Raw genomic sequence first — 24,112 nt, 5'->3', positions numbered from 1 at the left:
GGGGCGTGCCTTTTCGTAGTGCTCTCACAGGTTCTCCTCCCTTGTGCTGCTACTCTTTGACTCCGCCCAGCAGAATTCCTTTGGTGAAATACTTCTGCGCGTAGGGGTAAATGATGAGGACGGGAATGATGGAAGCGATCATGATCGCGGATGTTACCGTCTCGAACGAATAGTGGGCGGTGAGCAGACTCGATGCGAATTCGTCATTCGAGTTAAGATCGACGATCACGCGCTTCAGATAGACCTGAAGCGGGATCTTCTCCTCGCCGCGCAGCAAGACCATCGCCCAGAAGTAACCGTTCCACCGCGAAACGACGCAGAACAGCGCAACGGTGACGATTGCTGGCTTGGAAAGCGGAATGAACACCTTCCACAGCAGCTGCAACTCGCTTGCGCCGTCCATTTTGGCGGCTTCTTCGAAGGACTTTGGCACCGCTTCGAAGAAGTTGCGCAGTAGAATGACGTTGAAGGCGTTTGCCGCAAATCCGAGGATGATGCCGAAGCGGCTGTCGAGAAGTCCAAGATCGCGCATGTTCAGAAAGAAGGGGATCATGCCGGCGTTGAACCACAGCGTAAAAGCGATGGCGATGTTGAAGAAAGTGCGGCCGCGCAGGCGTTTGCGCGAAAGGGCGTAGGCTCCGGGGATCATGATCAGCAGGCTCATCAGCGTGCCGCCGAAGGTGTAGATGAACGTGTTGCCATAGGCGACCCAGAACATCTTGTCCGACAATACCCTGTCGTAAGCGGCAAGGGTCACATCAACCGGCCATAGCGTGACACGGCCAGCCGTGACGGCGGCCCCAGAAGATAGCGAGACCGACAGCACATAGATGAAGGGATAAAGCGTCGACAGAACGAACAGACCCAGAAGAATGGCATTTGCCCAGCCAAAAATCCTGTCGCCGCGGGAATATAGATTGAAGTTTGCCATCTTTCAGCTCCTCACCAAAGCGATGTCGACGAGACTTTTCGGCTGATGCGATTTGCCGAATAGACGAGGACGAAAGCGATAACCGCATTGAACAGTCCGGCGGCCGTCGCGAGATCGTATTGGGTACCCTGCAAGCCGGTGCGGTAAATGAAGGTGGAAACGACATCTGCCGTTTCATAGGTGGATGGCCGATAGAGCAGAATGATATATTCGAACCCGACCTCGACCAGATTGCCGATGCGGATGATCAGCATGATCACGATTGTCGGCAGGATGCAGGGCAGGGTGATCCGCCACATCATCTGCCAGCGCGATGCCCCGTCCACCCGGGCGGATTCATAAAGCGTCGGGCTCACGCCAGCGATGGCGGCGAGATAGACGATGGATTCGAAGCCCGCTTCCTTCCAGACCGACGAGCCGATATAAATTGGACGAAACCATTCCGGCTGGGTCAGGAAGTATATCGGCTCGAATCCAAGGCCTTTCAGCAGAAGATTGACGATGCCTATCGACGGCGACAGGAAATTGATGACGATGCCGGCCACGATCACCACCGAAATGAAATGCGGCAGGTAAACGATCGTCTGGGCCCAGCTTCGGGCAACGCTGTTTTGAACCTCGTTGAACATCAAGGCCAGGATGATCGGTACTGGAAACGCGAAGATCAGGCCGAGAGCGCTGATTTTTAGGGTGTTCCAGAAGGCGCGGATGAACATGTCATTGTGAAAGAGCTCCGCGAAGTTTTCAAAACCGACCCACGGGCTCTTTGCAATGCCGCGAAAAATCGAGAAGTCCTGAAACGCGATGACCAGCCCGTACATAGGCTTATAGAGAAAGACGGCGAACCAGATAATCATCGGAGCGAGAAGTAGGTAGAGCTGCCAGTCGCGGCGAACATCTTCCTGGAGATCGTGAAGGCGTTCCTGAAAACCCTTTTTCATGGTCGCGCCCCGCTTGGGGTTTTCAGCGACCTTCCGGTTGCCGCATCGAAGACATGGATGCGTGTGGTATCGATGCCAAGTCGGGTGACGCCGTTGAGAGTATGATCGCCGTAAAGTGTTTCCGCCTTGGCGATAAATGGCTGGCCATCAGCCCTGCCGTGGAGCAGAGCCTCCGCGCCCAAGGGCTCCACAAGGTCGATGCTGCAATTGAGGTTTTCACGACTGTCTTCGGTCTCTACCGACATGATTTCGGGTCGCAGGCCGAGTTTGACCTGCTGTCCTTCCGTCGCATTTTTCGCAAATGCTTCCGGGACGCTGAAGCGTTGTCCGGCACTACCCGTGATTTTGACCTTTACGGTGCCATCCTGCTTTTCAATCGTCCCGTCCAGAAGGTTCATGGGCGGTGAGCCGATAAAACTTGCGACGAACGTGTTGGCCGGTTCGAGGAAAACCTCCATCGGCGAACCGACCTGCTCGATATGGCCGCCATTCATGATGACGATGCGGTCCGCAAGTGTCATTGCCTCGACCTGATCGTGCGTCACGTAGATGCTGGTGGCGTTCATCCGCTTGTGCAGCAGTTTAATCTCGGCCCGCATGTGGGTGCGCAGCTTGGCGTCGAGGTTCGAGAGAGGTTCGTCGAACAGGAAGATTTTCGGCCTGCGCACGATGGCACGACCCATGGCGACGCGTTGGCGCTGGCCACCGGAAAGATCTGCCGGCTTGCGGCCCAGATATTCGGTGAGCCCGAGGATCTGTGCAGCTTCTGCCACCGCCTTGTCGATAACCGCTCGCTTTTCTCCCCTGACTCGCAGGCCAAAAGCGATGTTATCGGCCACGCTCAGGTGCGGATAAAGCGCGTAGTTCTGAAACACCATCGCGACATCGCGGTCTTTGGGCGCGATCTTGTTGACCACTCGGCCGTCCATTGAAACGGTGCCGTCCGAAATGTCTTCCAGCCCGGCGAGCATGCGCAGCGTGGTGGACTTTCCGCATCCCGAAGGACCTACGAGGACAACGAATTCCTGCGGCTGTATGGAAAGATTGATACCGTGGACGACTTCAAGGGCACCATAGCGCTTGACGACGTCGTTGATTTGAACTGCGGACATGAAAGGCCCCTCCTCAAAAGCCTTGAATGTTCAGTCAGGCGTCTTCTGCCCCCGTGAAGCGCGCTTCCTCGTGACGCGCGTGTTGACCTGCTCGATGAAGGTCCAGATCTTCGGGTTCTTGGAGAGTTCTGCGATTTTTGTTTCGAGTGATCCGAGGTGGCGCTGTACGGCCTCTCTTGCCGCTTCGATATCGCCGGATTCGATTGAGTTCACGATTGCTTCGTGCTCTTCGATAACCTTCTCGGTGCGACGGACTGCAAAAACGCGCTTCAGGTGTCGCATTCGGTCCATTTCGCCTTTCGCCTGATTTACCACGCTCCAGGCTCCAGGAAGGCGAGCTGCCGAAAAGATCGTGCGGTGGAATTCCTCGTCGAGCAGGAAAAAGTTGGTGAATTCCTCATCCGCGGCAGCAGTGCGCTGCTGCGACAGACAGGTTTTCAGCCGTGCGATGTCTTCCAGCGAATGCCGCTTGGTGGCCTCGATCACAGCGCCTTCTTCCAGCTTGAACCGGATGAAACAGGCCTCCATGTACCGCTGAACGTCGATCGGCGAGATGTAGGTGCCACCTTGCGGCACGACAGTCACGAAACCTTCTTCGGAAAGGCGAATGATCGCCTCGCGGACGGGCGTTTTGCTGACATGCAGCAGTGTCGCGATCTCCTTTTCCGACAGCGCCCGCCCTGGGAGCAGCTTCACCTCGACAATCAGTTTGCGAAGTAAGGCATGGATCCTGTTGGTCATGTTTCCGTCAGCCGGCAGGTCTTGGGGGGTGACGAGTTCGGACAGCGGTAACGATGGGAATTCAAGGGTAACAGACATATCAAATGCCTAACTGATATATTAGAATTGAAAGTGACATATCTTTTGATTTTCCGCGAGTCAAGCCCTGGGCAGTCTCGTATTGGCGGTTGAATAATCGGGTCCGACCTCAATGCGTCCGGCAGTGGCCGGTGTTGTCTGGCTATCTGCCGATCCATGCTTGCCGCTCGTCGCACGGCAAAAAAATCACTATATGAAAAAAGAACGCTATGACGGTCGTAATATGAGATCGCGATTGACGATTTGCTGTAAAATCTGGCACGCATAGAAAATCAGCAGTGCTCATCTGTAATCCATGTCGAGACATCTTTTCCCGGAACTGCGCTGTTCCCGGATTACCTTCGTGTGCCTTGAGGAGAACGAATTTGGGAAAATTTTCACCTTTTGACCAAACCTTGTGGTTTGCAACCGCAGCGCCCGCACCGAAAACCGCGAGGCTCGAAGGCCGTGTCGATGTGGACGTCTGTGTCGTGGGCGCGGGATATACCGGATTGACGACGGCGCTGGAGCTTGCGCGCAGGGGCGTCAAGGTTGCTTTGGTCGAAGCGCAAGAGGCAGGTTTTGGCGGTTCGGGCCGCAATGCCGGCCACTGCACCCCGACCTTCAGCTATTACAGCCTGCCGTCGCTCGGAAAAATTCTGGGCGAGCCCTGGGCGGAGCGCCTTATTCACCGCCAGACGCGGGCCAATGATCGCGTCGTCGAGATGATCTCGACCTACGGAATCGACTGCGAATGGGTCCAGAATGGTTATGTTATGGGCGCATTGCGTCCCGGCGCCATGTCCACGCTGCAGATGAAGTCTGATGCATATGCCGGCGCTGGCGCGCGCTGCCGGGTCATTGGCAGGGACGAGGTCGAAGCGTTGACAGGAAGCCCTCGTTTTTATGGCGCCTGGTATCACGAGGAGGGCGGTCATTTGAACCCGCTTTCATACGCACGTGGCCTTGCGCGCGCCGTTATCGCAGAGGGCGGGCAGGTGTTTACCGCGTCCCCGGTCGAGGATGTCCAGCCAGAGGCCGGGAAATGGTCCGTGCGAACGCCCCGGGGCACTGTGCTGGCTGAAAAGGTGATCTTCGCGACCGGCGCCTACACCGTCGGTGGCTGGAAAAACCTCGATAAAAGCTTCCGCATCAAGAAAGTATTTCTCGCGGCCACCCAGCCGCTCGATCCGGAAACGCGCGCAAAAGTCCTGCCCCACAATACGACCATGCATGATGGGCGCGGCGATATCTATGTCTACAAATACAACCGTGAAGGTCGCATTGTTGCCTCCATGTTCCCCATGGGCCAGCGTGGCGCCGACCCTGACTATACCCGGCAGGTTCTCACAGACCGGCTGAAATTCCTTCATCCGCAGATCAGCGAGGAAATCCGTTGGGAATATTTCTGGTTCGGCGAACTGGACATGCAGATGCGCACTGTCCCGAGGCTCTATGATCTGGCGCCCGGCATCGTTGCCTGTACGGGACTTTCTGGCCGCGGGGTGCCAACCGGCTCCATGCTTGGCGGCGTCTTGTCAGAATGGGCGCTGGGCGTGCCGGACAAGGATCTCTCCCTGAAAATCGAACCGCTGCACAAGGCGCCGTTGCTGATGTCCTTCGCGCCCGGTCTGCGCCTTCGTTATTTTCGCATGCAGGAAAACCGTGCAACCCGCAAGGAAGGCGCCACCCTTCTGCCCCATGCCTGAGAAAGGAAAACCTATATGACCGACAGGAAAACCGTCCTCATTTCCGGAGGCAATCGCGGTATCGGTGCTGCCACTGGCAGGGCCTTTATGGAGGCCGGCTGGAAGGTCTCGCTTGGAATGCGCACGCCGCTACTGCCGGAATGGGCAGATCCAGCGTTAGTCCACGTGCAGGCCTATGACGCGCTCGCCCCGCAATCGCCTGTCGACTGGGCGGCTGCCGTTCTGGCACGGTTCGGCCGCATCGATGCTGTTGTTGCCAACGCCGGCGTCATGGTGCGCAAGACCGTGGTGGAAGCGACTGACGAGGAGTTCGCCTCATTGATGGACGTCAACGTCAATGGCCCGCGGCGCCTTGTGCAGGCCTGCTGGGACCCGCTAATCGCGTCCGGAGCAGGTCGCGTGGCGATTGTCGCCTCGCTATCGGGGAAAAGGGTCAAATCGGCCGTGTCAGGCGCCTACTCGGTCTCGAAATTCGCAGCCCTTGGCCTGTCGCATGCAATCCGTCATGCCGGTTTCGACAAGGGTGTGAGGGCGACCGCCATATGTCCGGGTTTCGTTGCGACTGATATGGGGCTGCCTCTGGCAGGCGCGACGCCGTCGGACACCCTGACCCAACCTGAAGATATTGCCAGCTCCATCCTGCATGTCGTCAGTTTGCCGAACCGCGCGAGTGTTTCGGAATTCTGGGTCAACTGCCTGCTCGATGACAGCTATTGATCGACGATCGCCGAGATTTCGTCCTTCAGCAGCATCGCATATTGCTCCAATGTGCCGGGCTCCAGCTTGGCACTTAAAAGTGTGAAGCCCAGGGAAGCGTTTGGCGTTGTACCATCCGAAAAAATCGGCACGGAAACGCCGGCAATCCCGGGGATAAGCTCGCCGACGTCGATTGCATAACCGCGTTCGCGTGTTTCAGCGATCAGTCGGCGCACTTTGTCGGCGGTGAGATCGCGGTAGGCGGCATAGCGCTCGATATTGGCGCGGATGATGAATTCCTGTTCGTCCTCTTCGAGGAAGGCGAGCATGGCAATTGAGCCTGGACCGACGCCAAGCGGGACCGAACCACCGATCGAGCCGGTCAGTGTCGGCACCACGCATTCTCCGTCGCGTCTGTCGAGGCAAACGGAATCGTGGTTCAGCCGGGCCATCAGGTGGATGGTATCGCCGGTTCGGCGCCGAATGCGGGTCAGCGCCATTTCGCAGCGGCTGATGATGCCAGGTCCACGTGCGGCGCGCGCACCGTAAATCGCCATACGCGCGCCCAGCCGGTAACAGCGCTTCCTGTCGTCACGGGCGAGGAGCTTGTGGCCGACCAGCGTGTTGAGGATGCGGTGGCAGGTAGCCGTGTTGAGTCCGGATCTGTTCGTCAGTTCCTTGAGCGTGACGCCCTGTACGCCGCCGTCTGCAACAAGATCGAGAAGAGCTACCGCTCGATCCAGAAGCTGCGCGCCACCAGAGGAGGATTGGGTGGATTTGGCCATATCGTCTCACATTATGAAAATAAAATCTCAATAACTTGTATAATGAGAAAACTGCGTATTCAATGACCAAAATTGAGCAGATTAAATAAGTGAATATTTTGTAGGCAGCTTGATTTTGAAGACGACCTGCGGGTTTCGAGAACGCCAGACCCGCTTGAACAAACAGGGGAACAAAATGAAGAAAAAAGCAGCAAACATTCTCGCAACTACCGCCCTGGCGGCCTTGGGCATGCTGGCGGCCAGTGCCGCGCTCGCCGGTACGCTTGATGACGTCAAGGCCCGCGACAAGCTGATCGTCGGCGTCAAGAACGATTATCCACCTTATGGGTATCTCAACGACAAGGGTGAGATCATCGGCTTCGAAGTCGAACTGGCGAAATACGTCGCCAAGGAACTTCTGGGGTCTTCAGACAAGATCGAATTTGTGCCGGTCGTTGCCGCCAATCGTATCGAGTTCCTGACCGCTGGTCGTATCGATGCGATTTTCGCGACGCTTGGCGTCACGCCGGAGCGCGACAAGGTCATCGATTTCACCACCGCTTACGTATCGTCGCCAGGCCCGGCGGTCATGATGGCTAAAGAAGCGACCACCAGCAAATGGGAGGAACTGAAGGGTAAGCCGGTCTGCGGCATTCAGGGATCCTATTATAACAAGAAGATGACCGAGGAATTCGGAATCCAGCTCGTTGCCTTCAAGACCCAACCGGAGGCCATGCGCGCTTTGCGCGACAATCGTTGCGTAGGTTTTGTCTTCGACCAGATGACCCTTGACCTTAAGGTTCAGGAAGCGGACTGGAAGGGCTACAAGGTCGCCGTCCCCACCTATGAGTATCTGCCGATGGCAGGTGGTATCCGCGAAGGCGACAAGGCGTTCCAGGAGGCTGTGGACAAGGCCATCACCAAGGCGGAAGCCGAAGGCAAGATGATCGCCTGGGAAACCGAGTTCAATATTCCCCACGCCGATTACATTGCCGAGCGCGCCAAGGCTGCCAAAGCAAAACTGAACTGATAGGGTCTGGAGCAGCTATTGTTCGGTCTTGATTATTCCTGGCTTACGGATCCAGCCTATCAGCAATGGCTGCTCACCGGGGTCCTCAACACACTCAAGCTTGCGGCACTGTCATCCAGTGCCGCGATCATCATCGGCCTTCTCGGTGCGCTTGCGCTGACTTTGCGGATTTTCTGGCTGGATGCCATCATCGAGCTGTTCGTGGAGGTGTTCCGCAACACGCCGCCACTGCTGCAGATGCTTTTTGCCTATTTCACGCTGTCGACACTGGGGTTGAAAGTCACCGATCCCTCCACCGGTTTGCAGATGCCGCTACTGAGTGCATTCGCCTGCGCCTCGATTTCGCTCAGCCTGTTTGGCGGAGCGCTGGCGATCGAGGCTTTCAGGTCCGGTATCGAAACCATGCCGCGGTCGATCATAGAAGCGGCCCGGTCGCTCGGATACAGCCGGTGGTCGCGTTTCTGGAAAGTTGAGGCGCCGATTGCTGTGCGCATCAGCCTGCCAGCGATTACCAACATTCTCACCAACCTGTTCAAAACAACCTCTCAGGCTTCGGTCATTACGGTGCCGGAACTGATGTATTACGCGGGCCAGATCTACAACGACACGTTTCGCACACTCGAGGTCATGATCCTCGTGCTCGTCATCTATGTGGGGCTCGTATCCATCCTGACATTTGCAATGTCCAGGCTCGAAGCCTGGATGGCTTTCCCCGGTTATGGAAAGGGACACTGACCATGGTCTCCACCATGACTTACGAAAACAAAAAACGCGCCGTCCTGCTTTTCATCGCGCTTGCGGTGGCAATCTGGATTGCGATCGATGCACTCGCCGGCGGCGCGCAACACTGGAACCGCGTCGCCGTGCGCCTGCCACTGCTCCTGACAGGCTCCGGCTCCGGCTGGCCGATAAGCGGCGGCTTCATCCTCAACATCCTGCTGTCGATTGCCTCCATGGCGGTGGCGACTACCCTTGGCACAGTGATGGGTCTTGCGACGCTCGCAAAATCGCCCTTCATTCGCCTGCCGGCATTTTTCGTCATGAATTTCCTGCGAAACTCGCCTTGGCTCGTGCTGCTTTTCGCGATGCTTTACATTCTGCCTTTCGAGATGAAGATCTTCGGCTTCGTCGTTCCCTTCCCGCCTTTCGTAAAGGCGGTCATCGGGCTGGCGTTACCGACGGCGGCGAACTTCTCCGAAGTCATTCGCGGGGCGGTGCAGTCGATCCATAGCGGTCAATGGGAGGCGTCCCGTTCGCTCGGTTACACCCAGCTGCAGATTTATCGTTACGTCATCCTTCCCCAGGCCTTGCGCCGGATGATACCTGGCTGGATGAACCTCTATGCCCTGCTGATGATTGCAACCGCGCTTGCCACGGTCACGGGTATTCAGGACGTCTTGACCATCCTCAACACCTCACTGGCGATGGAGAGCGAACGGGCGCTCGTCTATTTTTATCTGACCATCCTCTTCCTGTTTTTTGCCTATTGCTACCCGATCGCGATCTTCGCGCGGCGCCTGGAGCATGCGGTTAAAGGAGACAATCTATGAACCGCTCCAACGCCCTGATCGAGATCGATGGCATCCGGAAATCTTTCGGCACGTTCGAGGTCCTGAAAGGAATTTCCCTCAGCGTCGGCAAGGGGGAGGCTGTCTGCATCATCGGACCGTCCGGTTCCGGAAAGTCGACCATTTTGCGCTGCATCAACGGCCTGATTCCGGTCAATGAGGGTTTTATCCGGGTGGGAAATCACAAGGTGCACGAGATGCGCACCGAGAAGGCAATGCGGCCATTGCGCCACCAGGTGGCGATGGTGTTCCAGCAGTACAATCTCTTTCCGCATCGCACCGCCCTGGAAAACATCATGATGGCGCCGATCCAAGTGCTCGGCCATGACAAGGCAGAGGTCGCGGATCGCGCTCGGAAGCTTCTCGCCAAGGTGCGCCTGTCGGAAAAGGCCGACAGCTATCCTGGCCAGCTTTCCGGCGGCCAGCAGCAACGCGTGGCTATTGCCCGCGCGCTTGCCATGCAGCCGGAAGTCATTCTTTTCGATGAGGTGACTGCCGCCCTGGACCCGGAAACGGTCAAGGAGGTTCTCGTTACGATCCGCGAGCTTGTTGAGGAAGGGCTGACCTGTGTCCTCGTCACCCATGAAATGAAATTCGCGCGTGAGGTTTCACACCGCGTCTGCTTCACCGACCGGGGGTTGATTGTTGAAAGTGCCCCACCCGTCGAGCTGTTCGACCATCCAAAAGATCCGCGCACACGCGAGTTTCTTGGCCAGGTTCTGTGATTGCCCAAAACTCCTGAAAGGCGGGCCTTTGCGGCCCGGTATGCAATGCGTAAGTTTGACGATATCTACGCCGCCGATTTCAAGGAAGCTCCCTATTGGTGGGAGGAGGCCGAGCCGGAGACGAATCTCGATCCCGTTCCCGAGTATGCCGACGTCGTGGTTGTCGGCTCCGGCTATGCCGGTCTTGCTGCCGCAACCCACCTTGCGCGTGCCGGACGCTCCGTTGTCGTGCTGGACAGTGACCGGCTCGGTTCCGGTTGCTCGACGAGGTCCGGCGGAATGGTGTCCAGCGGCCAGAAGCTCGTCGTTGGAGGCGCGATCAAGGGAATTGACCCGGAGTTGATCAACCGGCTTATCGGCGAAAGTAACGAAAGCTTCGAATATCTGAAAATGTTAATCGACACGGAGAAGCTCGATGCCGGGCTGAAGCTGACTGGTCGCTTCTTTGGCGCCCACACCGCCACAGACTACGTGACGCTGAAGCGCCACGGCGCTCTGCTTGCCGAAAAGACTGGCGTGAAGGTCAGCTTCCTTGATCGAGATCAGCAGCGCGCGGCCATCGGTTCGGATTATTATCACGGGGGTATGCTGATAGATGACTATGGCGGCCTGCATCCGGGACTTTACCACAAGGCGCTGCGCGGGCGGGCCAAGGCTGCCGGTGTCATGCTGCGTTCCCACGCCCGTGCTGGCGTCGTTGAGGACGGGCCAAACCGCGATAAGATTGTACCAACGGCGCGTGGGACGATCCGCACGAAGGATGTGATCGTCGCGACCAATGGCTATACGGCGGATGATGCGACGCCGGAATTGGCGCGCCGGCTCGTGCCCGTAAAGAGCTATCAAATCGCTACCGAGCCGTTGCCGGCCGATCTGATGGCTGAGCTTATCCCGCAGGGCCGCATGATTTCGGACACCCGCCGGGATCTCATCTTCAGCCGACCATCGACGGACGGGACGCGGCTGCTGTTCGGTTCGCGCCCGGGTGTGTTCGAAATGTCGGAAAGGCGCGCCGCAAAGCACATCTATGCCAGGATGCTGGCTGTTTGGCCCCAGCTCGCTGGCGTCAAGATCACCCATTCCTGGGTCGGAAGTGTCGCCATGACGGTTGACAAGCTCGCTCATATCGGTGAGCGCGATGGGGCGAATTTTGCGGTGGGATGCAATGGCAACGGTGTCGCGCTGATGACCTATCTCGGTTATCAGACGGCGCGAAAGATCCTGGGCGAGCAAAACGCCAAATCGGCGTTCGACCGGCAAAAATTCACCGCCGTTCCTTTTTATTCCGGCAAGCCATGGTTTCTGCCTGCCTTTACCGGATGGTATCGTCTGCGCGATTTCCTCGACCGGCCGGGGCGTTGAGATGGATGAAGGGCAAGCGGAAATGCGCCTGGAAGAAGATGGGCTCGGAACACGGCTGATACCGGCCGCCCTGGCCTATGGCATCCAGACGGCGCGCGCGGTCGAGAATTTCTCGATTTCCGGCCGGACGATCGCCGATATCGAAGGCTTCATCCCGGCGATTATTGCCATAAAGCAGGCTGCCGCACGGGCCAATTGCAGGGCCGGCGACCTTGATCCGCAGATCGCCGGGGCAATCGAAATGGCTGCGAGCGAACACGCTGTAATGCCAGGCAGGCAGGATTTTCCTGTCGATATCTATCATGGCGGCGGCGGTACTGCGGCCAATATGAATGTCAACGAAGTCCTGGCCAACAGGGCAAGTGAAATTCTGACCGGCAGGAAGGGACAGGATCCCGTTCATGCCAATACCCATGTCAACATGGCGCAATCCACTAACGATGTCATTCCCTCGGCAATGAAAATGGCGGTTGGGGGTGAACTGGCTGGCCTCCGCGCAGGTCTGGGCTCTCTCGTCGATGCTCTTCGGGTCAAGGAGAATGCCTTTCGCGACGTGGTCAAGCTTGGTCGAACCTGCTTGCAGGATGCGCTCCCTGTCACTTTCGGTCAGCAGTTTTCAGGTTATTCAGCCGCCTTTGAGCGACAGATGGCGGGGATGTCTGGTCTGGAAGACGTTTGTCTGCGGCTGCCGCTTGGCGCCACTGCCGTCGGCACTGCCTTTGGCGCCTCGCAAGCCTATCGCCGCTTCGTCTTCGAAGAATTGCAGGCACTGACCGGCAAATCTTATCAGCCGGAGGAGAATTTTTTCGACGCGCTGCAAAATGCCGACGATTGGGTGAGGATTTCAGCCGCATTGAAAGCAATCGCCCTGACCCTGTCGAAATTTGCGGCCGATCTGCGCCTGATGTCATCAGGACCGCGGGCGGGGCTTGCCGAGGTCACCCTTCCGGCGGTGCAGCCGGGTTCGTCGATCATGCCGGGCAAAGTCAATCCGGTTATGCCTGAAATGATGATGCAGGTCTCCTTCCGTGTGATCGGTAATGATGCCACAGTCACCCGCGCCGCCGAGGGTGAACTTGACCTCAATGTGTGGGAATCGATCATTCTCGAAGCCATCAGCGAAAGCATTCGTTTGATGCGACGCGCGATCCCGCTTTTTGTCTCCCATTGTATCTCGGGGATAACCGTCAATACGGAGCGCGGCCTCAGCGATGCATCCGGATCGCTCGCCCTGTCGACAGCACTGGTGGCGATCTACGGCTATCCGGCGGCATCTGCCGTCGCCAAGCATGCGGCCACCAACGGCCTGTCCGTCCAGGAGGCTTCCGAGGCTTGCGGACTGATGACGCGAGCGGAGGCCGACCTGCTTTTTTCCGATGTTGCAGCATTCGCAGACCCGGACCGGACCGAGCAACGGATCGCCAGCTTCCGCAACCGCACATCCACCCTCAACAGGCGCTAAAAAATGTCCAGAATAATCCCTGATGCCGTCTTGTCGTCGAAGACCCTGCCTGCGCACGTGGATGTCGTGGTTATCGGTGGCGGCATCATTGGCGTATCGACAGCGTTGTCGCTGGTCGAGCGTGGCATCAGCGTTGCCGTCTGTGAAAAGGGGCTGATCGCTGGTGAGCAATCGTCCCGGAACTGGGGCTGGGTGCGCCAGATGGGGCGTGATCCGGCCGAGTTGCCGCTTTCCATGGAAAGCTTGAGGCTCTGGAGAGGCATGAACGAGCGGGTCGGCGCCGAAACCGGGTTGCGCCAGTGCGGAATTGCCTATCTGTGCGAGACGGACGCTGACGTCGCCTTTTACGAGGAGTGGCTCCAACATGCCGCCTCAGTGGGTCTCGACTCGCGCATTGTGCGCGGTGAGGCAATGCACGCGCTGGTGCCGGGCATGGGCAGGCAGTTCAAGGCCGTGATGCACACTCCGAGCGATTGCAAGGCCGAGCCGTTCATGGCGGTTCCCGCCATGGCACGCGGTGCTGCCGCAAAGGGTGCCCATATCCTCACGGGCTGTGCGGTCCGGTCAATCGAACGCTCCGCCGGGAAGGTAAGCAGTGTGGTGACGGAACATGGCGAAATCCGCTGCTCTTCCGTCGTGCTGGCGGGGGGCGCCTGGTCCAGGCTTTTTGCAGGCAATATGGGAATTGATATTCCGATCCTCAAAATCCTGGGCAGCGTCGCGCGTCTGTCGGGTGTTGATGGCATGACGGATATGCCGGTGGGCGGTAACGATTTCGCCTTCCGTCGCCGTCATGATGGCGGCTTTACGGTAGCGCAGCGCAACGCGGATATCGCGCCCGTCACTCCGGATAGCTTCCGTCTGTTCGCCGACTACCTGCCGTCGCTCGTTAAAAACTGGCGGGCATTACGCTTTCGGACAGGCGGGCAGTTCCTGCGGGAAATGGCGATGCCCCGCCAATGGAAAAGTGACGCTGTGACGCCGTTCGAGCAGATCCGCGTTCTCGATCCCGTTCCGTCATCGAAGCTCATTTCCCAAGGTATCGACAAGTTGTCTAAGTCCTTCCCGGCATTTGCAAATGCCCGCATCACGGCTACCTGGGGCGGCCTCATGGATGTCACGCCGGATGCCGTTCCGGTGATCTCTGCTGCCAGTGCCATTCCCGGCCTTTATCTGGCCGTCGGATTTTCCGGCCATGGGTTCGGTATCGGCCCCGGTGCCGGAGCGCTGACGGCTGATCTGGTGACAGGCTCCAAGCCATGCGTCGATCCGGCGCCGTTCCGCCTGGAGCGTTTCGGGCGACTGCACCGCTCGCTGGAGAATTTGCGGTAAGATTTTTAAAGATCAAGAGATAGCGTCCGGTGCGCGGCCCGCTTCTGCGAGACGTGCTACAGGCGAGTTGATACTTGCCGCGCCGGTCATCTCGCAGACATCTTACGGCTCGGAAAACGGCCAGGTTTCCCGTCAGGTCGTCCAGGCTGATACGGACGCCCAGGGCCAGATCAGGCCCACTCCTCATTCCACACCTGAACCATGTGGCCGGGTGTAACTTCGCGATATTCGCGGTGTGGCGGCGTGAAAGTTTTCGGCCGGATTGGGCTGCGCAACTCTGTATCAGCGAATTTGCGCCGCATATGCCTGCGTGAGGGATCTGGCAGCGGCACGGCCGATAGCAAGCGCCGGGTATAGGGATGTTGCGGATTGGAGAAAACAGCTTCGCGCGGTCCGGTCTCAACGATTTCGCCGAGATACATTACAGCTATGCGATGGCTCATGCGCTCGACAACTGCCATATCGTGGGAAATGAACAGCAGGCCGAGTTTCAGTCGTTCCTGAAGGTCCAGTAACAAGTTTACCACCTGAGCCTTGACTGAAACGTCGAGTGCCGAAACCGCCTCATCGGCAATGATGAGTTCGGGTTGGAGCGCCAGCGCTCTTGCGATGCAAATGCGCTGGCGTTGCCCGCCGGAAAACTCATGCGGATAACGGCTCGCCATCGCCCCAGCCAGACCAACTTCGCCAAGCAGATCACGCGCAAGCTTTCGGGCATTGCGGGGCGTTTCCAACCCATGGATCAAGAGAGGCTCCGCGATGGCGTTTTCAACTGTCAGGCGGGGATTGAGGCTGGCGAACGGGTCCTGAAAAATCATCTGAACTTGACGGGACAGGTCCGATCTGGTGAAGGAGCCAACATCCGCGCCGTGGATATGGATTGAGCCGGAATGCGGCCGGTTAAGCCCGGCCAGCAAGCGGCCAGTGGTCGATTTTCCGCAGCCCGATTCACCTACCAGCGCAAGTGTTTCACCTCGCGACAGCGAAAAGCTGACATTCTCGACCGCATGCACGCGCGAGTGCACCATCCGGGTGAAGGCGGATCGCATCTCGAACCGCGCCGACAGGTTCCTGACCTCGAGAAGCTTGCCACTCGCCGCGTCGATGGTATCGGGCCGCTTATTCTGTGGCAGTGCCTGTCCTGTTTCCATGTCGATAATCGGGAAAGGACTGGGGCCATCTTCGCCGGCAGAACCGAGTTGCGGCACCGCGGAAAGCAGGGTGCGCGTATAGGGCTTTTGCGGGCTGGCAAAGACTTCTGGTGTCGTGCCGGTCTCAATCTGGTCGCCACGATACATCACCAGTGTACGGTCGGCGATTTCAGCGACGACACCCATGTCATGGGTGATGAAAAGCACAGCGGTGCCTTCCTCTTCCTGCAGGGTTTTGATGAGGTCGAGGATCTGCGCCTGAATGGTGACGTCAAGCGCCGTGGTCGGTTCGTCGGCAATCAGAAGGGCGGGGCGACAGGCAAGTGCTATCGCAATCATCACGCGCTGGCGCATGCCTCCGGAAAACTGGTGCGGGTAATCGTCGATACGTTTGGCAGAGGAGGGAATCCGCACTTTCTCCATCAGTTTCAAAGTTTCCGTCCGTGCCACGCTTTTCGAAATACCGTTATGGGCAATCAGGGCTTCCGCGATCTGTTCCCCGACGGTCAGTACCGGATTGAGGCTCGTCATCGGTTCCTGGAAGATCATCGCCACCCGGTTGCCACGGATCTCTCGCATGCGAGCAGGGGAAGCGCCGATCAGTTCTTCGTCGTCGAGCTTGATCGAGCCTTCGATGCGGCTCGTCTTTTCCGGCAGAAGCTGCATCACGGACAGTGCCGTAACACTCTTGCCGGAACCGCTTTCTCCAACGATCGCAAGTGTTTCCCCGGCATGGATGTCTAGGTTCAGCTCGCGAACCACCGGGTTCAACGTGCCGTCGCGCAGGAATGAGACCTTGAGATTGCGGATGGAGAGGACAGGATGAGGCGTGGTTTCGGTCATTGTCACTTTTTCCTGTTTCATACGCCGCTCTTGCCGCCGCCCGCAAGGACGGCTCCTGCCGCCGAACGCGGATCGAGCCAGTCGCGCAGCAGATCGCAGACCCCGTTGAGCACGAGGATCATCACAACCAGCGCCAGACAGGGCCAGACAAGCAGCATGGGCTGATGAGCGATAGCCGCCCGGCCGGTTCCGATCATCAGCCCGAGTGAGGGCGAGGGAGGGACGACGCCGAGACCAAGGAAGGACAGGCCCGATTCAAGCACAACCGCCGCCGCCGTGACGAAGCTGGCCTGAACCAGAAGAGGTCCCATGATGTTGGGCAAAATGGTTTTCAACATGATGCGGATGTTACTGGCACCCATGGCCTGTACCGCCTCGACGTAATCCTGCGAGCGAACGGTAAGCACGCTGGCATAGGCGATGCGGGTGAAGCCGGGAACGAACACTGCGGCAAGCACGGGGATCAGTGTCATCGGGCCTGGCCCATAAAGGGTTACGGCGAGCATGGCGAGGAGAAGCGGGGGGAAACAGAGCACGACATCCATGGCCCTGAGCGTCAGGATTTCTGGAAAACCTCGCATGTAACCGCCGATAATGCCGAATGCGGTACCGATGACGCCAGAAAGGATGGAGGTCGAGAGGGCGATAAACAGCGAGATACGGATGCCGAAGACCAGCCGGGAGAGAATGTCGCGGCCCATTTCATCCTGCCCGAGCGGGAAAGCTGGAGATGGCCCGGCGAACCGCTGACCCATGGTCATCTTCAGGGGATCTGACAGGGGCAGTACTGGAGCAAGCAGGCATATCAGTGCGATGAGCGCGAGCAGCAGCGGCCAGACGAGACGAAGCGAGCGCGTCATTTGCGAATCCTCGGATCGGTGACACCGTAGACAATATCGACGATGAGGTTGAGCGTGATGAACAGGGCCGAAATGACCAGTATGACCGCAGTAACTGTGGGGTAGTCACGGGAATTGACGGCGCTGACCAGCATGCCGGACAAGCCCGGCCAGTTGAAGACATATTCCACCAGCACCGTGCCGCCGAACAGGCCGCCAAGATTGAGCGCGAAGACCGTGATGACCGGCATCAGCGCGTTGCGCAGCACGTGGCGGGCAATGATGCGCCGTTGCGGCAGACCCTTGGCGCGTGCGGTTCGGACATAATCCAGCGGCAGAACATCGAGCACTGAGGCACGCGCGATGCGCACGACGATCGCCGCAAGACCGAGCGCTATGGCGAAAGCGGGCATTGCCAGCAGGATCAGATGCTTGCCGGGGTCGTCTGAAATATTGACGTATCCACCGGCTGGCACCAGCTTCCACATCTGGGCAAAGACCAGAATTATCAATGTACCGGCGACGAAAACGGGGATGCCCTGGGCAAAACCGGCAAGAAAATTCGAGACGCGATCGAAACTGCCGCCCTGTCGCAAGGCTGCGACAACGCCGACCGGTAAGCCGATGATCAAACTGAGGATCGCGGCGGCTGCGATCAGCTCAAGTGTACGCGGCAGGCGTTTGGCAATTTCGGGTGCGACCGGTGAACCGTCGATCATCGAGTTGCCAAGATCAAAGCGAATGAGGCCGGACATCCGATCGACATATTGCGTCAGTATCGGCCGGTCGAGGCCCAGATCGTTGCGCAACTGCGCAACCGAAGCCGCGTCGGGCGTCGAACCTTCTCCTGAAAGCAGCAGTTCAGCCGGATCGCCTGGCACCATATAAATGGAAAGAAAGACGAGGCTGGTAACGACCCAGAGCAGCGCCAGAGAAATGGCAATTCGCTGCAGGAACCAGAACATGAAGACCCTCCGGCAGTCAGCCGTGCAACGTCAGCCTGAAAATACTTGCCTTTCAGGCCTCTTCCGCACGGAAGATGAGAAACGGGTGCCCGGACAGGCGAGTGCCGACCGGGCTAATTCCAGATGTTACGACAGCGAAAGCTCGTCGAAAAGGCGACCGGAGAAGGGAGAAATCTGGTCCGGAAGCATATGGAAATTGTTGACGCGCTTCAGGTGGGCAAAGCCGGTGGCGCGGTAGGAAAGACCGCAAAAAGGCGTGTATTCGATGACGAGCTTGTCGACTTCGGCATATATCGCCTTGCGCTTTTCCAGGTCGAACTCCGCACGGCCCTTGGCGAGCAGCTCGGTCAGGCCTGGAACCTCGAAATTGCGTGAGCGGAAGAAGGTAGGCGACAGCGTCGGGTCAATGAGGGCGCTTGTCGCATCCGGATCGAAGGTGTCGAGGCCGAGACCCTGAATGGCGAAATCGCCCTGGCCACGGTTACCCATGGTAACGCGGGTGGACCAGTCGGGCATCGTCAGTGTCACGTTGATGCCGACTTCAGCCAGATGGCCCTGGACGATGACGGCGGTATCGCGGTGCATGCCGTACTGCGCGGTCGAGAGCAAATTGACGGTCACACCTTCTGCTCCGGCCTCCTTAATCAGCGCCTTGGCGCGGTCGGGGTCGTAGCTTTGCCCCTTGGCGAGTTCGGCGTTGTAGAACGGAGTCGCGGACGAGCGCGGCACGCCTTCTAGAACCGCACCGCGCCCAAAGAACACGCCCTTGACGATCTCTTCGCGGCGAATGGCGAGGGAAACGGCGCGCCGCAGGCGCTGGTCCTTGAATGCACCAGCTCCGTTGAACGACAGGAACATGAAAGCGCCTGTGGCAGCTGTCTCAAGCGCAACACTGGCGTCCTTGTCGAGCTGGTCCATTGCGCTCCACGGAACGTAATCGATCACATCGACATCGCCCGCAGTGATCGCTGCAACACGTAGGTTTTCGTCGGCGTAGGCGGTGACACGAACCTTCTTGAAATGCGGCAAGCCGTCCTTGAAGTAATGCGCGGAGGCTTCGAAATCGAGGCCTACGCCCTTTTCTGCATTGGCCAGCGTGAACGGGCCTGCGCCTATGCCATGGTCCTGTTTGTCGGTCGAACCCTTGGCGATAATCTGCAGGAAGGGATTGGCGAAGAGCGCCGGCAGCGCCGCGTTCGGTGATTTCGTCAGGAGCTTGAAGGTGCGGTCATCGACAATCTCGACCTTCTCGACTTCGAGCATCGCATCACGGGTATAGGCGCCGGAGCCCTCCGCCTTGATCTTCTCGATATTCCATTCGATGTCGGCCGACGTGACGGGCTGGCCGTCGGAGAATTTAACATCCTTCAGCTTGATCACCCAGGCGCGGTCGCCGTCTCTGTCGAAGCTTTCGGCCAGTTCACCCACAAGTTTGCCTTCTGGCGTGTAGGCCATGAGGAAACGGTTGATCAGCGAAGAAACGAGTTGGCCGGCATAGCCGACATTCACCCACGGTTTCAGATGAGCGGGATAGGTGGAAAGGCCGATGCGCAATGTGTCGGAAGAGGCCTGCGCAAAGGATCTGGACGCTCCGATGGCAAATGCGGCACCTGAAGCGGCGGTCAATTTCAGAAGGGTACGGCGATCGAGTATCATGGTTAGTTCCCCATTATGTGTTGATACATGCTTGCCAGCCGGCGTGGACGATTTCGGCGCGCCACCTTTCCGGAAAAGTGTCGGTCCCGGTGGGCGTGATCTGGTCCCGTCGATATCGAAAACAATAAAGAGAGCCTTTTCCGGGTGTCAAGCGAAATTCCATTAATTAATTCATTGGGAAATCCTTGTGTCAAATAACGGAATAAGATCGCAAATTTTTCAATCTCCGGCGTAATTTTGGCTTATAATCGAATTATAGGAATATCAGAAATAATCTGGTCGTAATAATGGAATTGAGATTGACAAGGGAATGAAGCCGATCATAGGGTCTGAACAACTGGCCCGGATTGCCCGGCAGCCGTTTCTCCGGGGCCGAAGGCTTGGCTTTCGCTGCGGGCGGCGCATGCAATCAAGGCAGTGTCGCACGACCTCCAGATGAGGCGTTGCCTTATGACATCCAGAAGAAGGAGCGAGCCATGGCATGGCGGATTGGCGTGGATTCCGGTGGTACTTTTACCGACGTTTGTCTGTTTGAGGATGAGACGGGCGAGGTGGTGATCTGGAAGGTTTCATCGACACCGGATGACCCTTCGCGCGGGATCACGCAGGGTGTGGCCGATGGCATCGAGCGCGTGGGCATCAAGGCCGAGGACGTTTCTTATGTCGGTCACGGTACAACGGTTGCCACAAACGCGCTCATTCAGGGTCGTGGCGCAAAAACAGGGCTTCTGACGACCGGTGGTTTCCGCGATCTGCTGGAAATCGGCCGTCAGAAACGCCCGGACCTCTATGATCTCCAGGCAGATAAGCCTGAACTTCTGGTCGAGCGTCACCTGCGCTTCGGTATTGAAGAGCGTGTTTTGGCCACTGGCACTGTTGAAACACCACTGGACGAGACTGCATTGCGCGAAGCGGTGCGGGCTCTGAAGGCCGATGGCGTAAAGGCGGTCGCAGTCAATTTCCTATATTCTTTCATGCACGCCGAGCATGAGAAGATCGCGGCCCGCATTCTGGAAGATGAGTTTCCTGAAGCCTTCCATTCGCTGTCACACCGTATCGCGCCGGAATTCCGTGAGTTCGAGCGATTGTCGACCACGGTCGTCAATGCCTATCTTGGCCCCGTCATGCAGGGTTATGTGAAAGCGCTGTCCGGCAAGCTCACCGATCTCGGCATCACGGTTGCGCCGCAGCTCACCCAGTCGAATGGCGGCGTTATCGGCTTTGATGCTGCTGCCGAAATGCCGGTACGCACGGTTCTGTCCGGTCCCTCGACCGGTGTTGTCGCTGCCCAGGCGGTTGGTCGCATGACCGGCATCGACAACCTCATCACGTTTGACATGGGCGGTACCAGCTCTGACGTTGCACTGCTTGCTGATGGTCAGTGCCGAGTGGTGAACGAGTCGGTGGTCCACGGTTATCCGATCAAGGCTCCGATGCTCGATATACACACGGTCGGGGCCGGTGGTGGCTCGATCGCCTATATCGATTCCGGCAATCACCTGAAAGTCGGTCCACGTTCTGCAGGCGCCAATCCTGGTCCGGCCTGCTACGGCCTTGGCAATGACGAGCCCACGGTCACTGACGCCAATGTCGTACTTCAGACACAGAACCCGGAATATCTGCTCAACGGCCGAATGAAGATTGACCGTTCGCTGTCGGTAAAGGCCGTCGAGCGGCTTGCGGAAAAGCTCGATATGGGCGTTCTGGAAACCGCGAACGGCATTCTCGACATCGTGACGGCCAACATGGCCAAGGCCATTCGCGTGATTTCCGTCCAGCGTGGCCATGATCCGCGTGACTACGCGCTGGTCGCCTTCGGCGGAGCGGGTCCGGTGCATGCCGTGCGTCTGGCCCGTGAGCTGGGCATGAAGCGCATCGTCGTGCCGAAGACGCCGGGCGTCTTATGCGCTCTTGGCCTTTTGATGACGGATCTAAGAACGGACTTCTCGGCGACTGTCCTGCATCGCCTCGACCAGGTGGCGTCGGGAACGATCTCCACGCTGTATGATGGCCTTTCTGCTCAAGCCAATGCCTGGTTCGAGCGTGAGAAAATCGCACCAGCCGCCCGCGTTGTCACCCGCACCGTCGATTGCCGCTACGCCGGCCAGAATTACGAGATCGCAGTCGCCTTGCCGGAAGGCCCGATCACCGAGGAAACCTTCCGCCTCGTCAAGGAGCGTTTCGAGCAGGCGCATCGCCAGCTCTATGGCTTCATCGCCGAAGGTGAGCCGGTGCAGCTTGTTACCTATCGTTTGGTCGCAAGCGGCGTCGTCGAAAAAGCAGCGTTCAAGGCCCGCGAGATCGAGGGCGAGGATTCCTCTGCTGCGATCTCCGGCAAGCGTGATGTCTGGATGGCCGAAGCCGGCGGTTTTACTGCAGCGTCGCTCTATAACCGCGATCTGCTGAAACCCGGTAACGTCGTCGCCGGTCCTGCCATTATCGACCAGATGGATTCGACCACGGTTCTGCCGCCTGGATATGTCGCCACGGTCGATGCCTATCTCAACCTCATCGTGGAGGGAAAATGATGACGAATGCAGCCATCGCACAGAACACTGCTGCAGCACTCAATCCGATAACTGTCGAGGTCATCGGCAGCGCATTTGCCTCCACCGTCGAGGAAATGGGAGAGGCGCTCGTTCGTGCCAGCTATTCCACCAATATCAAGGAACGCCGCGATTGCTCGACGGCACTGTTCGACGCCAGGGGGGCAATGCTTTGCCAGGCAGAACATATCCCGATGCATCTCGGCTCGTTTATCGGCTTTATTCCCTATATTCTGGAGCATGTGGGCGCGGATAGTCTTGCTCCCGGCGACGTGTTTATCGGCAACGACGCCTATGAGGGTGGCGGCACCCATCTGCCGGATATCGTTCTGGCGGAGCCGATTTTCCAGGACGGCAAGTTGATCGCCTGGGCGATCAATACAGCGCACCATTCCGACTTCGCAGATCGCGGCCATGCCCACATATATCAGGAAGGCCTGCGCATTCCCCCGGTTCGCCTCTATCGAAAGGGCATTCTTCAGGAAGACATCCAGAAGCTGTTTCTCCTGAACTGCCAGGTGCCGCATGAGCGAATGTCGGACCTGCGCGCCCAGATGGCAGCGAACCGCCTTGGCGTGACGCGCCTCAAGGAACTCTGCGACAAGTATTCCACCGGAACGGTTCTCGCTGCTGGTCGCGAACTGATGGACTATGCCGAACGCAAGATGCGCGCCGGCATCGCTTCCATTCCGGATGGCACCTACAGCTTTTCGGATATGTTCGATGCGGAATCGCTGCGGGACGAGCTCGAATTTTCGGTGACAATTACAGTCAAGGGTGACGAGATGCATCTTGATTTCGTCAGCCCGCCGCAGGTTCGCGCGGGTCTGAACGTGGTCTATACCGCTCTCCTCTCCACAGTCTATTATGCGGTGAAGACCGTTGTTGATCCAACCGTCCTGCCGAATGCCGGTCTGGCCCGGCCCATCCATGTGACGGCGAAAAAGGGCACATTGCTCAATTGCGCTCACCCGGCCGCAGTCGATGGCCGCATTGCCGCATGCCAGCGCGTGGTCGATCTCATCCATGGCGCACTCGCGAAGGTGGTTCCGCACCGCGTCACCGCGGCCTGCAACGGATCTGTCGCGGTTGCGAGCTTCTCTGGTACGCGCGCGGACGGCAGCCTCTGGGTCTATCTCGAAACTATCGGTGGCGGCTTCGGGGCGCGGCATAACAAGGATGGTCTGGACGGCGTGCATGTCCACATGACCAATACGTCCAACCTGCCACTGGAATCGCTTGAAACCGAGTATCCGCTAACGCTGGTTGCCTATGAATTGGTCGACGGTTCCGGTGGTGGCGGACAGTTCAGGGGTGGCATGGGTCTTCGCCGCGTGTATCGCGCAGAAGCAGATTGCCGGGTCTCCATCGGTGGCTCCCGCTTCGTCTCGCGCCCCTGGGGTCTGGATGGTGGCCTTGCAGGTGGTCTTGGCTCCTTTACCATTCTCGGTGCGCCCGAGCGGCTGGTGAATGGTGCCGGCGACATCTTCAAGGGTGACATTCTCGAGATCGTAACGCCCGGTGCCGGCGGATATGGCGAGCCCTCCATGCGCGACCCGGCATCCATTGCAGCCGACGTCCGTGACGGACGCATTTCCTCCGAAGCGGCCAAATCCGTTTACGGGCTCTGATTTCCCAAGCTGGCCCGGTTTCCCTCCATAGGGAGCCGGGTCTTTTTTGGG

General features: G+C 58.3%; 20 protein-coding genes. 11 read left to right on the top strand and 9 right to left on the bottom strand.

What is annotated here, in order from left to right; all coding sequences use genetic code 11:
- Positions 1-49 precede the first annotated feature (49 nt).
- Genes F617_RS0118990 through F617_RS0118975 form a run of 4 tightly spaced genes read right to left on the bottom strand, consistent with a single transcriptional unit; the run spans position 50 to position 3,803 of the window.
- Positions 50-931: a carbohydrate ABC transporter permease gene (locus F617_RS0118990; protein WP_019566342.1), complete on the bottom strand. Its 882-nt coding sequence runs from the start codon at positions 929-931 to the stop codon at positions 50-52.
- Positions 932-942: 11 nt separating this feature from the next.
- Positions 943-1,872 (bottom strand): sugar ABC transporter permease, encoded by a 930-nt coding sequence (locus F617_RS0118985; RefSeq protein WP_013761267.1) that lies wholly within the window; start codon positions 1,870-1,872, stop codon positions 943-945.
- Positions 1,869-2,984, bottom strand: coding sequence for an ABC transporter ATP-binding protein (locus F617_RS0118980; RefSeq protein WP_013761266.1), 1,116 nt, complete (start codon positions 2,982-2,984; stop codon positions 1,869-1,871). Before F617_RS0118980 ends, F617_RS0118985 begins: the two co-directional genes overlap by 4 nt.
- A 30-nt stretch (positions 2,985-3,014) precedes the next feature.
- Complete coding sequence (locus tag F617_RS0118975) at positions 3,015-3,803, bottom strand: GntR family transcriptional regulator (protein WP_013761265.1); 789 nt, start codon at positions 3,801-3,803, stop codon at positions 3,015-3,017.
- A gap of 365 nt (positions 3,804-4,168) precedes the next feature.
- On the opposite strand from F617_RS0118975, the gene F617_RS0118970 reads away from it, so the two are divergent.
- Positions 4,169-5,491 carry an FAD-binding oxidoreductase gene (locus tag F617_RS0118970; protein ID WP_019566340.1) on the top strand — a complete coding sequence of 441 codons (1,323 nt, stop codon included), beginning with the start codon at positions 4,169-4,171 and terminating at the stop codon, positions 5,489-5,491.
- 15 nt (positions 5,492-5,506) lie between these two features.
- A complete protein-coding gene (locus tag F617_RS0118965; protein WP_019566339.1) occupies positions 5,507-6,208 on the top strand; it encodes an SDR family NAD(P)-dependent oxidoreductase in 702 nt (233 codons plus the stop codon).
- Here F617_RS0118965 and F617_RS0118960 read toward each other — a convergent pair.
- Positions 6,202-6,972: an IclR family transcriptional regulator gene (locus tag F617_RS0118960; RefSeq protein ID WP_019566338.1), complete on the bottom strand. Its 771-nt coding sequence runs from the start codon at positions 6,970-6,972 to the stop codon at positions 6,202-6,204. The two genes, F617_RS0118965 and F617_RS0118960, sit on opposite strands and share 7 nt — an antisense overlap.
- A 175-nt stretch (positions 6,973-7,147) precedes the next feature.
- Between F617_RS0118960 and F617_RS0118955 the strand changes: the two genes are divergently transcribed.
- From F617_RS0118955 to F617_RS0118925, 7 genes are read left to right on the top strand one after another with little or no spacing between them, the layout of a single operon-like run.
- A complete protein-coding gene (locus F617_RS0118955) occupies positions 7,148-7,981 on the top strand; it encodes a transporter substrate-binding domain-containing protein (protein WP_013761261.1) in 834 nt (277 codons plus the stop codon).
- 18 nt (positions 7,982-7,999) lie between these two features.
- Positions 8,000-8,716 carry an amino acid ABC transporter permease gene (locus F617_RS0118950; protein WP_003517557.1) on the top strand — a complete coding sequence of 239 codons (717 nt, stop codon included), beginning with the start codon at positions 8,000-8,002 and terminating at the stop codon, positions 8,714-8,716.
- Positions 8,717-8,730: 14 nt separating this feature from the next.
- Positions 8,731-9,531, top strand: coding sequence for an amino acid ABC transporter permease (locus F617_RS0118945; protein ID WP_236768948.1), 801 nt, complete (start codon positions 8,731-8,733; stop codon positions 9,529-9,531).
- Complete coding sequence (locus F617_RS0118940) at positions 9,528-10,274, top strand: amino acid ABC transporter ATP-binding protein (RefSeq protein ID WP_013761259.1); 747 nt, start codon at positions 9,528-9,530, stop codon at positions 10,272-10,274. The genes F617_RS0118945 and F617_RS0118940 overlap by 4 nt, the downstream gene beginning before the upstream one ends.
- A gap of 45 nt (positions 10,275-10,319) precedes the next feature.
- Entirely contained in the window at positions 10,320-11,636 is a 1,317-nt protein-coding gene (locus tag F617_RS0118935; RefSeq protein WP_003517554.1) for an FAD-binding oxidoreductase, read from the top strand.
- A gap of 1 nt (position 11,637) precedes the next feature.
- The gene (locus F617_RS0118930) at positions 11,638-13,098 is read left to right on the top strand and encodes an aspartate ammonia-lyase (RefSeq protein WP_026330947.1); all 1,461 of its coding nucleotides are present in this window, start codon (positions 11,638-11,640) and stop codon (positions 13,096-13,098) included.
- 3 nt (positions 13,099-13,101) lie between these two features.
- Positions 13,102-14,430, top strand: coding sequence for an FAD-binding oxidoreductase (locus F617_RS0118925; protein WP_019566336.1), 1,329 nt, complete (start codon positions 13,102-13,104; stop codon positions 14,428-14,430).
- Between the two features lie 170 nt (positions 14,431-14,600).
- On the opposite strand, the gene F617_RS0118920 is transcribed toward F617_RS0118925, so the two are convergent.
- From F617_RS0118920 to F617_RS0118905, 4 genes are all read right to left on the bottom strand, one after another.
- Complete coding sequence (locus F617_RS0118920) at positions 14,601-16,424, bottom strand: ABC transporter ATP-binding protein (RefSeq protein WP_026330946.1); 1,824 nt, start codon at positions 16,422-16,424, stop codon at positions 14,601-14,603.
- A 17-nt stretch (positions 16,425-16,441) separates the two neighbouring features.
- On the bottom strand, positions 16,442-17,284 hold the full coding sequence (locus F617_RS0118915) for an ABC transporter permease (RefSeq protein WP_013761254.1): 843 nt from the start codon (positions 17,282-17,284) through the stop codon (positions 16,442-16,444).
- Positions 17,281-18,228, bottom strand: coding sequence for an ABC transporter permease (locus F617_RS0118910; protein WP_013761253.1), 948 nt, complete (start codon positions 18,226-18,228; stop codon positions 17,281-17,283). Before F617_RS0118910 ends, F617_RS0118915 begins: the two co-directional genes overlap by 4 nt.
- A gap of 126 nt (positions 18,229-18,354) precedes the next feature.
- Positions 18,355-19,884, bottom strand: coding sequence for an ABC transporter substrate-binding protein (locus tag F617_RS0118905; protein WP_019566334.1), 1,530 nt, complete (start codon positions 19,882-19,884; stop codon positions 18,355-18,357).
- A gap of 476 nt (positions 19,885-20,360) precedes the next feature.
- On the opposite strand from F617_RS0118905, the gene F617_RS0118900 reads away from it, so the two are divergent.
- On the top strand, positions 20,361-22,412 hold the full coding sequence (locus tag F617_RS0118900; RefSeq protein WP_026330945.1) for a hydantoinase/oxoprolinase family protein: 2,052 nt from the start codon (positions 20,361-20,363) through the stop codon (positions 22,410-22,412).
- Positions 22,409-24,061: a hydantoinase B/oxoprolinase family protein gene (locus F617_RS0118895; RefSeq protein ID WP_233283667.1), complete on the top strand. Its 1,653-nt coding sequence runs from the start codon at positions 22,409-22,411 to the stop codon at positions 24,059-24,061. Before F617_RS0118900 ends, F617_RS0118895 begins: the two co-directional genes overlap by 4 nt.
- The last annotated feature ends 51 nt before the right edge of the window (positions 24,062-24,112 follow it).

It is taken from the genome of Agrobacterium sp. 10MFCol1.1 (assembly GCF_000381165.1).
Lineage (GTDB): Bacteria > Pseudomonadota > Alphaproteobacteria > Rhizobiales > Rhizobiaceae > Agrobacterium > Agrobacterium tumefaciens.
Note: the sequence above shows the minus strand (reverse complement) of the source record. Positions and strands in the feature narration are given on the sequence as shown.